14 protein-coding genes are annotated in these 13,098 nt (G+C 53.7%); 3 read left to right on the top strand and 11 right to left on the bottom strand.

The features are described 5' to 3' along the window. Positions 1–30 precede the first annotated feature (30 nt). Both L6J37_RS02150 and L6J37_RS02145 read left to right on the top strand, forming a co-directional pair. Positions 31–957: an ABC transporter permease gene (locus tag L6J37_RS02150; RefSeq protein ID WP_192017015.1), complete on the top strand. Its 927-nt coding sequence runs from the start codon at positions 31–33 to the stop codon at positions 955–957. Between the two features lie 24 nt (positions 958–981). After that, on the top strand, positions 982–1,776 hold the full coding sequence (locus tag L6J37_RS02145; protein ID WP_161443481.1) for an ABC transporter ATP-binding protein: 795 nt from the start codon (positions 982–984) through the stop codon (positions 1,774–1,776). 67 nt (positions 1,777–1,843) lie between these two features. Here the strand turns inward: L6J37_RS02145 and L6J37_RS02140 are convergent, their stop codons facing one another. The 10 genes from L6J37_RS02140 to glyA all read right to left on the bottom strand — a co-directional run bounded on the left by L6J37_RS02140 (position 1,844) and on the right by glyA (position 11,169). Continuing rightward, positions 1,844–3,505: a hypothetical protein gene (locus L6J37_RS02140; protein WP_237793955.1), complete on the bottom strand. Its 1,662-nt coding sequence runs from the start codon at positions 3,503–3,505 to the stop codon at positions 1,844–1,846. A gap of 135 nt (positions 3,506–3,640) precedes the next feature. After that, positions 3,641–4,126 carry a phosphatidylglycerophosphatase A gene (pgpA, locus tag L6J37_RS02135; protein ID WP_237793953.1) on the bottom strand — a complete coding sequence of 162 codons (486 nt, stop codon included), beginning with the start codon at positions 4,124–4,126 and terminating at the stop codon, positions 3,641–3,643. Between the two features lie 3 nt (positions 4,127–4,129). Next, positions 4,130–5,107 (bottom strand): thiamine-phosphate kinase, encoded by a 978-nt coding sequence (gene thiL / locus L6J37_RS02130; RefSeq protein ID WP_237793952.1) that lies wholly within the window; start codon positions 5,105–5,107, stop codon positions 4,130–4,132. 71 nt (positions 5,108–5,178) lie between these two features. Further along, positions 5,179–5,649 (bottom strand): transcription antitermination factor NusB, encoded by a 471-nt coding sequence (nusB, locus tag L6J37_RS02125; protein WP_192017010.1) that lies wholly within the window; start codon positions 5,647–5,649, stop codon positions 5,179–5,181. After that, positions 5,649–6,119, bottom strand: coding sequence for a 6,7-dimethyl-8-ribityllumazine synthase (gene ribH / locus L6J37_RS02120; RefSeq protein ID WP_027252929.1), 471 nt, complete (start codon positions 6,117–6,119; stop codon positions 5,649–5,651). Before ribH ends, nusB begins: the two co-directional genes overlap by 1 nt. A 171-nt stretch (positions 6,120–6,290) precedes the next feature. After that, positions 6,291–7,394: a bifunctional 3,4-dihydroxy-2-butanone-4-phosphate synthase/GTP cyclohydrolase II gene (gene ribBA / locus L6J37_RS02115; RefSeq protein WP_192017009.1), complete on the bottom strand. Its 1,104-nt coding sequence runs from the start codon at positions 7,392–7,394 to the stop codon at positions 6,291–6,293. A 59-nt stretch (positions 7,395–7,453) separates the two neighbouring features. Further along, the gene (locus L6J37_RS02110; protein WP_192017008.1) at positions 7,454–8,116 is read right to left on the bottom strand and encodes a riboflavin synthase; all 663 of its coding nucleotides are present in this window, start codon (positions 8,114–8,116) and stop codon (positions 7,454–7,456) included. A 52-nt stretch (positions 8,117–8,168) separates the two neighbouring features. Further along, positions 8,169–9,293: a bifunctional diaminohydroxyphosphoribosylaminopyrimidine deaminase/5-amino-6-(5-phosphoribosylamino)uracil reductase RibD gene (ribD, locus tag L6J37_RS02105; RefSeq protein ID WP_237793951.1), complete on the bottom strand. Its 1,125-nt coding sequence runs from the start codon at positions 9,291–9,293 to the stop codon at positions 8,169–8,171. A gap of 6 nt (positions 9,294–9,299) precedes the next feature. Then, the gene (gene nrdR, locus L6J37_RS02100) at positions 9,300–9,749 is read right to left on the bottom strand and encodes a transcriptional regulator NrdR (protein WP_027252933.1); all 450 of its coding nucleotides are present in this window, start codon (positions 9,747–9,749) and stop codon (positions 9,300–9,302) included. 169 nt (positions 9,750–9,918) lie between these two features. Next, the gene (gene glyA, locus L6J37_RS02095; protein WP_192017006.1) at positions 9,919–11,169 is read right to left on the bottom strand and encodes a serine hydroxymethyltransferase; all 1,251 of its coding nucleotides are present in this window, start codon (positions 11,167–11,169) and stop codon (positions 9,919–9,921) included. A gap of 498 nt (positions 11,170–11,667) precedes the next feature. On the opposite strand from glyA, the gene L6J37_RS02090 reads away from it, so the two are divergent. Beyond that, positions 11,668–12,291, top strand: coding sequence for a YitT family protein (locus L6J37_RS02090; RefSeq protein WP_192017005.1), 624 nt, complete (start codon positions 11,668–11,670; stop codon positions 12,289–12,291). Here the strand turns inward: L6J37_RS02090 and L6J37_RS02085 are convergent, their stop codons facing one another. Continuing rightward, on the bottom strand, positions 12,292–13,083 hold the full coding sequence (locus tag L6J37_RS02085) for a hypothetical protein (protein ID WP_237793950.1): 792 nt from the start codon (positions 13,081–13,083) through the stop codon (positions 12,292–12,294). Positions 13,084–13,098 lie beyond the last annotated feature (15 nt).

Here is a 13,098-nt window from a genome sequence, read left to right as displayed (position 1 = left end):
CCGGTGCCAGCAAGGAATAAGGAGTTGTATATGTCTTTCTTTGCTTTGATCGGTACCTTAGAAATCGGCTTGGTTTACGGCTTGGTTGCTCTGGGGGTTTACCTGACATTTCGGGTACTGGACTTTCCTGATCTGTCTGTCGACGGCAGTTTTCCAATGGGCGCAGCCGTTGCGGCAACAGCCATAGTGGCTGGTGTGAATCCGTGGATGGCAACAATGCTGGCAATTCTAGCCGGCGGTATGTGTGGCCTGGTAACAGCCTTTCTGGCAGTACGTTGCGGTATCTTGCACTTACTGGCCAGTATTCTGACCATGATTGCTGCTTTCTCTATCAATATCCGCATTATGGGTCGACCAAATCTGGCCCTGCTGGGTGACGATACTATCCTGACCCCATTCGAAAACTTTGCCTTCGAAAGCGGCCTGGATGCGGGACTGGTACGCCTGGCTGTGGTGCTGGCTCTGGTCATATTCAGCGGCTGGTTCGTTACCCGGTTGCTGGCCAGTGACTTCGGCCTCGGACTGCGCGCTACCGGCGTAAACAGCCGTATGGTGAGCGCACAAGGCGGCAGTACGGCGCTGTATACCTATTTTGGCCTGGCGCTGTCGAATGCCTTTGTCGGCTTCTCCGGCGCTCTGTTCGCGCAAACCAATAACTTTGCCGATGTCACCTCGGGTGTGGGTACGATAGTGGTGGGTCTGGCAGCGGTTATTCTGGGTCAGACACTGATTCCGGGCCGCAAGATCTGGGTGGCCGTTATCGCTGTGATTCTAGGCTCAGTGCTCTACCGGCTGGCCGTTGCGTTTGCCCTGAGCAGTGGCATGTTTGGCCTGCAGGCTTCGGATCTGAATCTGATCACTGCAGTACTGGTCGCCCTTGCTCTGATTGCGCCTAAGATGAAACGCAATTTTCAGCGAAAAAAGAAGCAAACCGTCGCAGCAAAGAAGCTCGCGTAAGCCGGAAAAGAAGGTAGTAACACTATGATTGAACTCAGTAATATCCGCGTTACCTTCAATGAAGGCACCATTCTGGAAAATCAGGCCCTGCGCGGGGTTAACCTGACAGTGCCGGAACGCCAGTTTGTCACTGTTATCGGCTCAAACGGTGCCGGTAAATCGACCCTGCTCGGTGCTGTCAGCGGTGAAACGCCTATGTCAGACGGCAAGGTGGTCATTAATGGTGTCGACGTGACCAGCAAAGCCGTGCACGAGCGGGCGCAATATGCTGCCCGGGTGTTTCAGGATCCACTGGCCGGCACCTGTGCTTCACTCACGATTGAAGAGAACATGGCGCTAGCTGTCCAGCGTGGCAGCCGCCGTACCTGGAAGCTGGCATTATCTTCCGAGCGCCGTAAGCTGTTTCAGGAACGCATCAGCATTCTGGGGCTGGGACTGGAAGATAGGCTGAGCGACAGCATTGGCCTGCTGTCCGGCGGCCAGCGTCAGGCTGTCAGTCTGGTCATGGCCACACTGGCAGACAGTAAACTCTTGCTGCTGGACGAGCATACCGCCGCGCTCGATCCGCGTATGGCCGCTTTCGTGCTGGAGCTGACCAAACGGGTAGTCGAAGAATTCGACCTGACCGTCCTGATGGTCACCCACTCAATGAAAGATGCGCTGGCATACGGCGATCGTACCGTGATGCTGCACCAGGGCAATATAGTGCTGGATGTGGCAGGACAGGAACGCGCTGATATGGACGTGAAGCACTTGCTCGACATGTTCAGTAAAGTGCGTGGCGAAGAGCTGGCCGATGACAGTCTGCTGCTGGGCTGATCCCGATACCCAGTTTTCGATAAGACCTGCAAAAGGCGGCTCATCCCGCCTTTTTTATTGCTCTTGTTTATTGCTCTGGCCCTGCTTTTTGTAATACCGCCCCTTCATAGCCTCCGAGCTCAATGTAATTCATCGGCTCGCTGGTGGTACCGTCGTAAAAGATCCGGATATAGGTACCCGGCAGGGAGATGCGCATCGGTTTCGCTTCCAGAAAGCGACTCTGACCCGCTTGCTGAACCGCCCGGTAAAGCACCAGCCCATGCTCATAGCGACGGGCAATCACCCCCTCTGAGGGCTGTTTGCCAAACCAGCCAGTGCGGTACAGCCAGAACCAGTGAACAGACGCGACCTTGTAGCTGCCCAGCACAGAATCGCGACTGTCACCACTGAGCGGCTCAGCCTGCCACCAGACAGGCTTATACCCTTTGGGTGCGGATACCGGCTCGCCGAGATCCACCCTGAGCATGGCAGTCGGCTGATAGACCCAGTTTTTAGGCAGCCCTGGCCGGTACCAGTCCCGCATACTGGTATTGGTACTGTCAACGCTCAGGCTGCCGCTCCAGTTGTGATAGTAAGTCTGGCCCGGCAAATTAAACAGGTAATAGAGTGCAAGCCCGGTTTCGACATCCTGATGCCAGGCCCTTTCATCTCCCGGATGGAGATAGCTGTGGCCATCACGCATCGACACCATCAGCACACTGTTGGCTCCTTCGGTACTCAGCGCAAAATGTTGCCAGCTTTGCTGAATACGGGCCAGCCCCATTGCCGGTGTTAGAAAGCGAGGGCGAACCCAAAAATCAACCTGGGAGCGCAATGGCGCGGAAACCGTCTCATCGGGCCATAACGCCAGTCCGGAAGTTGAAACGCCCAGAAGGGCAGGATCGAGCTGTTGCTTTAACTGACCTAAAAACTCAACCAATTGTGCCAAATACCGCTCTTCTGCTTCCGGGGTACCGGCCTGTAATGACAACTCCAGGATCTGACCACCACTCACTACCGGCAGAATATCAGGCCCGAGCAAAGGTCTCAGACGAGAGGTATAACCGCCGTCTGCTGCCACCTGCCGCCAGTGGTAGCGATACCAGTTGATCAGTTGGGTTCGAACGGCAGAATCAGAGAGGTTAGTCCGAAAGGTGCAGATGCCGCCTTGCAGCCGGCCGGTCAGCAATACCCGGGCCTGATACGCAAACCGAGCGCTGGCCAAGGGGTTCAGCCGCTGCTGATATTCCGCGTCGCTCAGTTGTCCGTTACTGTCTGTGTCGTTCACCGGATCCCAGCCCGGAATGGTCAGGGTATCCGCGGTCCTGCTCAGCCAGGGTTTGGTTTCCAGCAGGCGGTCTAATTGCAGGTTTGTAGCGCTGAGTGACAGCCGGGTATCTTGCGCAAAATGCAGGAATGCACTTTCCGGATCCCGGCCATTTGCGCCGGCCTGCTGCGCCAGCCAGCGCTGTTGCTCATCGGGCTCACAAGACAGGTTTTGAGCGTGAAAAGGTAGCAGTACTGTACCAGCTTCATTCAGCGCGGCCGATTGCCAGTTACCCAGCACCAAATCGGCATGGCGGAACTCCCAGCGCGTCACCGCTTCGGCAGAATCAAACCGTGAGGTAGACAGCGGCTCTTCCCACCCTCCCGGTGTCAGCCAGGCACTGCCTGTCGACGGATACACCTGCGCCCGGGCAACACCGGCCAGCAACAGTAGAACGACAAGGATCAGATTCACTCTCTGCATCTTATTCTCCCAGGATCCTCTCCCTGGTTCAGCTTAAGGATAGTGTGAATCGTGCTGTGAAGTTGGGTTAAAAATTGGACAAAAAAAACCGTGCAGCTTGCACGGTTTGAGGGTTTTACCTGCTGTGATTCGCGGCTACCAGCCCATCCAGTGGCCCACGCCCCACAGGGTGATCATAGCCATAAAACCAGCGAGAATGTCATCTATCATGATACCCAGCCCGCCGTGGACATTTTTATCCAGCCAGCTGATCGGCCAGGGTTTTACCATGTCGAAAAAGCGAAATAAGATAAAACCGCTGACGACCCAGGGCAGACTCATAGGCGGGGCAACAGCCATGGTGATCCAGAAGCCGACAAACTCATCCCACACTATGCTGCCATGGTCATGCACGCCCATATCCTGGGCGGTATTACGACAAATCAGCACCCCAATCACTGCCGCTGCCAGCGTAATGCCGATATAAGCCGCATAAGGTAACTGAGCCAGCAAGTAATAGAGCGGGACAGATGCCAGTGTACCGACAGTTCCCGGAATCACAGGAGACAAACCGCTGCCAAATCCCGTGGCCAGAAAATGCCAGGGATTAGTTAATTTGATATAAAGTTTGGGATCTCGCACTACTTACCCCGAAAAATGATCGTATCCACGCAGCTGCCAGTCCAATTGCAGCCCGTTTCGCTCAAGTACAACATTGCTGCCGGGCCGGATCTGGCCAATACAGGTTGCTTTCACCCCGGCATGAGACAGAGCAACATCCAAGGTACCACGGTTATGGGCTGGCACGGTGAAGCACAGCTCGTACTCCTCGCCGCTTGTCAGCGCCATCTTGATGGCCGCATCCCGGTCGCCGCCACAAAATGCCACCAGCTCGGATGACAATGGCAGGTTATCGACATCTATCACCGCCCCTACCTGAGAGCGGTTAAGGATATGGCCCAGATCAGCAATCAGACCATCGGATATATCCAGTGCCGAAGAGGCAATGCCCCGTAATGCCTGACCGGCCAGCACCCGCGGCTGAGGTTGATAGTGGCGATTAAGAAGATGTTCAGCTAATGCAGCATCAATATGCTTTGCCTGCTCCAGCAACACCGCCAGCCCTGCCGCACTGTCGCCAAGACAGCCAGTGACATAAATCCAGTCCCCGGAACCTGCCCCGTGCCGCGTCAGCGCTTGCCCGTGAGGCACAAATCCCTGAATGGTCAGTGTCAGGCTCAGCGGGCCTTTGGTGGTATCCCCGCCAATCAGCTGTACCTGATAGTAATCGGCCATCTCAAAAAAGCCTTCACAGAACCGGGCTAACCAGGCTTCGTCGGCTTCCGGCAGAGTCAGCGCCAGAGATACCCAGGCAGGCGTGGCACCCATGGCCGCTAAATCACTTAAGTTCGCAGCCAGGGCTTTTTTAGCCAGCAGCGCGGGATCCATACCGGGCAGGAAATGGTTACCGCAAACCAGTGAGTCGGTACTGACCGCAAGGTGGCTACCTGCAGGTGCCTCAAGCAAGGCGCAGTCGTCACCGATGGCCAGCACCACATCCCGGCGCTGGACCGGCTGGCGGGCAAAATAACGGGCTATCAAATCAAATTCATTACTAGCCATAAGAGGTCAAGTCGGTTGCTGAAACTCAGAAAAAAGGCCAGCAGAGCTGGCCTCAGTTCGCATCGAAGCGATTATGCTTTTTTACGTAAAACCGGGGCCAGCTTATCCAGCACACCGTTTACGAATTTATGGCTGTCTTCGGCACCGAAGATTTTCGCCAGCTCAATCGCTTCATTAATCACAACTTTGTACGGTACGTCTTCACGCTTCATGATTTCGTACAAGGCCAGACGCAGTAGCGCCAGTTCCATCTGGTCCAGATCCTGCAAAGGACGTGACAGATAGGGACGCATCTTGCTGTCCAGTTCCTGATAGTTCAGCACCACTCCGGTGAACAAGTCACGGAAGTACTCAACATCAGTGTGCGGTGCTGCCAGTACAGGAGCATCAGCCCGATGAGCTTCTTCTTCAAACTGTTCGCCAGACAGAAAATGCAGCTCGATATCGGCAGCATTTTCTTTGGTGATTTGCCAGGAATAAATGGCCTGGACGGCAAAGTGTCGTGCGTTACGACGTGCGGCTGGTTTCACTCTAACCCCCATTAGGATTCAATTTGGGACAGGACATTTACCATCTCAAGCGCGCTGAGTGCAGCCTCTGCCCCTTTATTACCAGCCTTGGTACCGGCACGCTCGATGGCTTGTTCAATTGTGTCTACAGTCAGAACACCAAATGAAACCGGAGTGTTGTACTCCAGAGCCACCTGAGCCAGACCTTTATTACATTCACCGGCAACATACTCGAAATGCGGAGTACCGCCACGGATCACAGAGCCCAGTGCCACGATAGCATCGTAGCGATCGCTTTTAGCAACTTGCTGGGCGACCAGAGGCAGCTCATAAGCACCAGGACAACGAACAACGGTAATGTTGTCGTCGCTTACCTGTCCCTGACGTTTGAGTGCGTCCAGCGCACCCGCCAGCAGGCTGTCATTGATGAAACTGTTGAAGCGACTGATAACAATAGCAATTTTTGCGTTGGGTGCCGCAATGGCGCCTTCGATTACCTTCATGGGCCTTCCTGTGACTATGTCTTTTCTTTCCGGATTGAGAAACCGCGGGAGTCTATCACAATTTATACATGATACCAATTGACTTCACTGTCAAGGCACTCCCGGCAGCGTTATGCGATCTCTATTCCGGATTAGGGATTAATAAAAACAGTGCGTTAGGGTCAACAAACCTTAATCGCAAATATATTCCACCACTTCCAGTCCGAAACCGGACAGTGAGTGATAGCGCTGATTGCTGGACGACAGCAGACGCATTTTGCCAACACCTAAATCCGCCAGGATCTGCGAGCCGACACCCACCTGACGTGACGGGTTCTTCGGATTCAGTTTCACACCAGGCTGACCATCGGCCTGGGCTGCCAGATTCTTCACTTTGGTGATAATGCCTTCCTGGGTTTCATGGCGATTGAGAATCACCATCACCCCGCCTTCCTCAGCGATACGCTGCATGGCCATCGGCAAAGTCCACTGCGACGCCCCGGAATGCAGAATATCTTTGAAGGTGTCCTGCAGGTGAACGCGAACCAGCGTCGGATTCGATGGATTTACGTCCCCTTTACGCAAGGCATGGTGAATTTGGTTGTCGATAGTATCGCGATAGGTGATCAGATCGAAATCGCCAAACTCCGTTGGCAGACTGCATTCGGCCACACGCTCAATCGTGGTTTCGTTATTGTTACGGTATTCGATTAAATCGGCGATCGTCCCCAGCTTTAGGCCGTGCTCGGCGGCGAACACTTCCAGATCCGGGCGTCGTGCCATGGTGCCATCCGGGTTGAGGATCTCAACAATCACACTGGATGGCTCAAGACCTGCCAGACGGGCGATGTCACAACCCGCTTCAGTATGGCCTGCGCGGGCAAGCACCCCGCCTTCCTGCGCCATCAGAGGGAAAATATGACCAGGCATGACAATATCGGCAGGAGACGCATTCTGGGCCACCGCAGCCTGCACAGTACGGGCACGATCCGCTGCGGAGATCCCTGTGGTCACGCCGCTGGCAGCTTCTATCGATACGGTGAAATTGGTGCTGAACTGTTCTGCGTTATCCTGCACCATCAGTGGCAGTTTCAGCTGCTGACAGCGGGCCTGCGTCAGTGTCAGACAGATCAGGCCGCGACCGTGAGTCGCCATAAAGTTGATCGCTTCAGGGGTAATTTTTTCCGCGGCAATGATCAGATCGCCTTCATTTTCCCTGTCTTCGTCATCCATCAGGATAACCAGCTTACCCTGACGTATATCTTCAATGATGTCCTTCGCGCTACTCAACGCCATGTTGTATTCCCTCTACCCAAATGATTGTCGTAGTACTTAATCTTGCTCAGGCTGCATCATCAGCCCAGAAACCCGCTACGGGCCAGCAGCGCCATACTGAGTTCAGACGATGGCTCAGACTCAGCCGCTTTCTCTCCCAGCATCAAACGCTCCAGGTAACGGGCAATCACGTCCACTTCAAGATTCACTTTACGGCCTGGCTTAAAGTGTTCCATAGTGGTTTCCGATGCCGTGTGAGGCACAATCGTCAATTTGAATTCCGCCCCGCGGACGGCATTCACTGTCAGGCTGATCCCGTCAATCGCCACCGATCCTTTCTCAGCAATGTAGCGGGCCAGGGTATCCGGTGCTTTGATCCAAAACTCAATCGCCCGCCCGGTCTGAGTGCGGGAAATGATCTCCCCGACATTATCAACGTGGCCGGAAACCATATGGCCGCCAAAACGGGTGGTCGGCAACATGGCTTTTTCCAGGTTGACCCGCTGACCCGGGCTGTAATCGGTAAAGGCCGTGCGGTTCAGGGTTTCCAGTGACAGATCGGCGACATAGCCTTTGCCGGTCAGTTTCACCACGGTCAGACACACACCATTGGTCGCTATGCTGTCGCCCAGTTTGACATCCGCTAAATCCAGCTTGCCGCTGTCGACAGTCACGGACACATCTTGTCCGGTTGGCGTGATGGCCGTAATCGTACCTACGGCCTCAATAATACCTGTAAACATTCTAATTTTTCCTTACCCGGCACCTGTCGATGCCATACACAGACGTATTCTGTTACGCAGGGTGAGCTATAGTGCCACGGATCCGAATATCGGCACCAACCATGCGCACATCGCTCAGCGTCACATCCGGTACCTGAGACATAGCCGTGAATTGTGTCAGATCTATCAGGCTGCGACCATGGCTGCCCATGAGTTTGGGTGCCTGATAAAGAATGAATTCGTCCACCAGCCCGGCATTGAGCAGGGCCCCGGCCAGACTCGCACCTGCCTCTACCCAAATATGGTTAATATCTTCCGCTGCCAGCGCTTTCATCAGTGCTGTTAAGTCTAGCTGACCGTCCGGCTGAGCAGGCACCAGTAATTGCCGCACCTGTTCCGGCCATAGTGCTTCATCAGTTTGTGTTCTGGCCAGCAGCACTTTTCCCGGTAACGCGAATAAACGCTGTGACGGCAACAAGCGGTTCTGGCTGTCAGTAATCACCCGTACCGGCTGGCGTACCTCAGATTCCGGATAGTCAGACTGGACGGCTGCCCCTAATTCCTGCCAGCGCACATTCAAGGACGGGTCATCGGCGAGTACCGTTGCGCTGGTTGACAGAATCGCACCCGCCTGGGCGCGAAAACGCTGAACATCGGCACGGGCCTGAGGGCCGGTTATCCACTGGCTGACACTGTTTGCCAGCGCGGTTTTACCATCCAGGCTGGCCGCCAGTTTTAGCTGAACATAAGGCAGGCCGGTTTTCATTCGCTTGATAAAACCGGGATTCAATGACAGTGCATCGGCTTCAAGCAGACCCGTCTCAACGGCAATGCCCGCCTGTTTGAGCATCTCAACACCGCGTCCCGCCACCTTCGGATTAGGGTCAACCATGGCGCAGACAACCCGGGAAACGCCCGCTGCTATCAGGGCTTCGGCACAGGGCGGTGTACGGCCGTAATGGGAACAAGGCTCTAGGGTGACATAGGCCGTCGCCCCTTTGGCCTGCTCGCCAGCGGCACGTAATGCAAACACTTCGGCGTGCGGCTGGCCCGCGCGGTAATGATAACCTTCGCCAATAATGTCGTTATCTTTGGCGATGACGCAGCCCACATTCGGATTCGGGGCGGTCGTGAAACGGCCACGCCGGGCAAGGCTAACGGCTCGGCGCATCATGGCGTGATCAGTAGGCGTAAACATCTTGGTTTATTTTTCCAGTTTAGCTATGGCTTCGCCAAACTCGCGGAGATCGTCAAATGAACGGTAGACAGAGGCAAACCGGATGTAAGCCACTTTATCAAGCTCAATCAGGGCATCCATGACCAGATTACCAATCATATCTGATTTTACTTCCCGCTCACCCGTTGCACGCAGACGAGATTTGATAGTGTTGATGGCGCGTTCAATGTCATCAGCGCTGACAGGCCGCTTTTCAAGCGCACGTTCTATACCGCCGCGCAGTTTCTCTTCGTTAAACGGCTCGCGGCTGCCATTGGTTTTGATGACATGCGGCATCACCAGTTCCGCGGTTTCGAACGTTGTATAACGTTCACTGCACGCCAGACACTGACGACGTCGGCGAACCTGATGTCCATCAGCGACCAGACGGGAATCGATTACTTTGGTGTCATTGGCACCACAAAACGGACAATGCATCTTGCCTCCTCAATTTCGTCGCCTCAGTGTACCCCAAATCAACCGCTATGCGAGGACTTAGCCCATTATTTTTATCAACAAAAACGGCATCCCAGGGATGCCGTTGAACAAGATAGACCCAAGAGCGGATCGGTCTTTAATGGTGTTTAGTGACACCCATTGTGCCGGCTTATGCGTAAACCGGCAGGCGCTGGCAGATTTCCAGCACTTTGGCTTTGGTCGCTTCGATAACCGCTGGGTTATCGATATTGTCCAGCACATCGCAAATCCAGTTCGCCAGTTCTTTGGCATCTTCGGTGTTGAAGCCACGGCGGGTAATTGCTGGTGTACCGATACGGATACCGGAAGTCACAAACGGGCTGCGCGGGTCGTTCGGAACACTGTTCTTGTTGACCGTAATGTTGGCCGCACCCAGTGCTGCATCGGCGTCTTTACCTGTGATGTTCTTGTCAATCAGATCAACCAGGAACAGGTGGTTTTCGGTGCCACCGGAAACGATTTTGTAACCGCGCTCCAGGAACTGGCTGACCATGGCTTTCGCGTTATCCACCACACGTTGCTGATACGCCTGGAACTCTGGCTCCATCGCCTCTTTGAACGCCACGGCTTTGGCTGCAATCACATGCATCAGAGGGCCACCCTGACCACCAGGGAATACCGCAGAGTTCAGTTTCTTATACAGATCTTCACCCGCGTTTGACAGGATCAAACCGCCGCGAGGACCGGCCAGTGTTTTGTGGGTTGTGGTGGTGACCACGTGCGCATGCGGCACAGGGTTAGGGTAAACACCTGCTGCAATCAGACCGGCTACGTGCGCCATATCCACGAAGAAATAAGCGCCGGCTTTGTCTGCGATTTCACGCATCCGCTTCCAGTCAACGATTTGCGAGTAAGCGGAGAAACCACCGATGATCATTTTCGGCTTGTGTTCCAGTGCCAGCGCTTCAACTTCTGCGTAGTCGATCTGGCCGGCTTCATCAATGCCGTAAGGAATCACGTTGTATAGCTTACCGGAAAAGTTAACCGGTGAACCGTGCGTCAGGTGACCGCCGTGTGCCAGGCTCATGCCCAGAACGGTATCGCCGGCATTGAGCAGTGCCATGTATACAGCGCTGTTGGCCTGAGAGCCTGAATGCGGCTGAACGTTGGCATATTCGGCACCAAACAGCTGGCAGGCACGGTCAATAGCCAGTTGCTCGGCTTTATCAACATACTCGCAGCCGCCGTAATAGCGCTTGCCCGGGTAGCCTTCTGCATACTTGTTGGTCAGCTGTGAACCCTGTGCTTCCATTACACGCGGGCTGGTGTAGTTTTCAGAAGCAATCAGCTCAATGTGCTCTTCCTGACGGGCAGTCTCTTCCTGGATGGCCGCAAATAGTTCTGCGTCATAATCAGCAATATTCATGTCACGCTTTAGCATCAGTCTCTCCTGACTCAGATAGTTCTCAAATTCGTTGACCTAAGTATCAGACAAGGCCAGACACTTAGGTCAACGCGGGATAATTGGCATTTTTCCTCATTCAGACAAAAAACACAACCCCAGTAACCACGGCGACGCAAACGTTTTCGTCACACCGGAAGATTAAGCCGCATTTTAGCGAATTTGCTTCTCTACAGGTAGCCCTTTTCTGGTTTTTTAACCGGTTTTTTTGTTCGTTTTTTTCATCTGGAAGATGAATTTATTTCACGTTGTTACCGGTTTCCATTAAAAACATGACAGAGAAACCGTGATTGCAACCATGAAGCGAAAATAATGATTTACAAAACAGTAAAGAATTCATTACGAGTGGTTTTTCTTTAAGTTAGATCACACTATTCTTTTTTTATTTTCACTCTATATCATATCGCGCGCATTACCTTTCAGCATCAAGGCCACCCCGACTGGCAGGCTGTAAAGGAACCATTTTGGAGGTACAGATTGAAACACCGCGGTCACTCTCGCAAAGAAAACCTAATCGCTATTCTTACTGGTACATTCATCGTCGCGCAAGGCGTTTTTTTCTTACAGCAAGCCCACTTACTGACAGGTGGTACAACTGGCTTAGCACTTTTGCTTACCCATTTTGTTGATTTCAGTTTCGGCCAGCTGTATTTCGTTATGAACATTCCGTTTTACATCATGGCCTGGTGCCGGATGAACCGCCGTTTCGCACTGTCCAGTATTTGCTGCGGCGCATTAGTGTCTGTGATTACAGATAACCTGCATCACTTTGTTGAGATCAGTCAGTTTGATCCTGTGTACTGCGCCGTGATGGGAGGGATGCTGATGGGACTGGGTATGCTGATCCTGTTCAGGCATAACACCAGTCTGGGCGGATTTAACGTACTGGTGCTGTATCTGCAGGAGAAATTCGGGGTGTCAGCCGGTAAGCTTCAGATGGGTATCGATATCAGTATTCTGCTCTGTTCCTATGTCCTGATGACACCCACCATTCTGATGCTGTCACTGCTCGGTGCCGTGATGCTCAATCTGGTACTGGCCATGAACCACAAACCTGGCCGCTACAACGACGGCAAGGCCATGGCTAAAACCGCAGACTGATCACACGGCAACTGGCTCATGCAACAGTCCGGCATGGGCCAGTTTATCGAGTAATATTCCCCTCGCCTGGCGGCGTAAATCCCGGTCCAGCACATTGATGTTCACCGGCACCGTAATTGTCTTACCGGCGTCAATATCGATCTGAATTCTAAGCTGGTTTTTAACAACCGCCACGGCAGACACCTGGGTATAAGGCACCCGATAGCAGCCCAGCCAGGGGTTAGGCGTAATAAATAATGCCTGAGGGGTCACCATCAGGGCGGTTTTCTTTTTACCGGCCAGGTTGCGGACAAAAATCACCACGCCCGCCACTACAGCCAGTCCGCCAAAGGGAGTACCGACTATCATGGTCAGGATACCTATGCCGCACAGACCGAAAGCTAACGGGTCTTCATCGCAAAAACCAAACTGCGGATACTCAGGTTTCAGCTCGGGTTTGACTTCCTGCAACAGCCGCAGCTCCCAGCGCTTACAATCTGCCAGATAACAAATATGGAAGTACAGGCCAAAGGGAAACAGAACGAAGGTTGTCAGCAAACTCAGGCATTTGCCGGTGAGCGGGCTTCTTGTCAGTAGCCAGAGGCTCACGCCCTGAACCAGCACAGCGGCCGCCGCCAGCAAGGGCCAGAGTGACAGGATCTCCCGGTGCTCTTTGATAGCGGCAGCGATAAATCCGTTAGGGTTAACACTCAGGTTATTTGTCAGTAGTGGCGATGCGATCAGTACCGCGACTGCCGTCGTCAGCACCGAAATGGCAAGCCCGCCGCAAGTGGACAAAGACACGTGCTTCATGATGACTCTCCTTGA

The sequence above is a fragment of the Photobacterium sp. WH77 genome, assembly GCF_022014395.1.
Taxonomy (GTDB): Bacteria; Pseudomonadota; Gammaproteobacteria; order Enterobacterales; family Vibrionaceae; genus Photobacterium; species Photobacterium arenosum.
This window is presented reverse-complemented; position numbering and strand designations above follow the sequence as displayed.

Excerpts from the sequence above, each read along its gene's own strand:
- L6J37_RS02150 (WP_192017015.1), top strand. The coding sequence starts at position 31 with ATGTCTTTCTTTGCTTTGATCGGTACCTTAGAAATCGGCTTGGTTTAC.
- L6J37_RS02145 (WP_161443481.1), top strand. The coding sequence starts at position 982 with ATGATTGAACTCAGTAATATCCGCGTTACCTTCAATGAAGGCACCATT.
- L6J37_RS02140 (WP_237793955.1), bottom strand. The coding sequence starts at position 3,505 with ATGCAGAGAGTGAATCTGATCCTTGTCGTTCTACTGTTGCTGGCCGGT.
- thiL (WP_237793952.1), bottom strand. The coding sequence starts at position 5,107 with ATGGCTAGTAATGAATTTGATTTGATAGCCCGTTATTTTGCCCGCCAG.
- nusB (WP_192017010.1), bottom strand. The coding sequence starts at position 5,649 with ATGGGGGTTAGAGTGAAACCAGCCGCACGTCGTAACGCACGACACTTT.
- ribH (WP_027252929.1), bottom strand. The coding sequence starts at position 6,119 with ATGAAGGTAATCGAAGGCGCCATTGCGGCACCCAACGCAAAAATTGCT.
- ribBA (WP_192017009.1), bottom strand. The coding sequence starts at position 7,394 with ATGGCGTTGAGTAGCGCGAAGGACATCATTGAAGATATACGTCAGGGT.
- L6J37_RS02110 (WP_192017008.1), bottom strand. The coding sequence starts at position 8,116 with ATGTTTACAGGTATTATTGAGGCCGTAGGTACGATTACGGCCATCACG.
- ribD (WP_237793951.1), bottom strand. The coding sequence starts at position 9,293 with ATGTTTACGCCTACTGATCACGCCATGATGCGCCGAGCCGTTAGCCTT.
- nrdR (WP_027252933.1), bottom strand. The coding sequence starts at position 9,749 with ATGCATTGTCCGTTTTGTGGTGCCAATGACACCAAAGTAATCGATTCC.
- glyA (WP_192017006.1), bottom strand. The coding sequence starts at position 11,169 with ATGCTAAAGCGTGACATGAATATTGCTGATTATGACGCAGAACTATTT.
- L6J37_RS02085 (WP_237793950.1), bottom strand. The coding sequence starts at position 13,083 with ATGAAGCACGTGTCTTTGTCCACTTGCGGCGGGCTTGCCATTTCGGTG.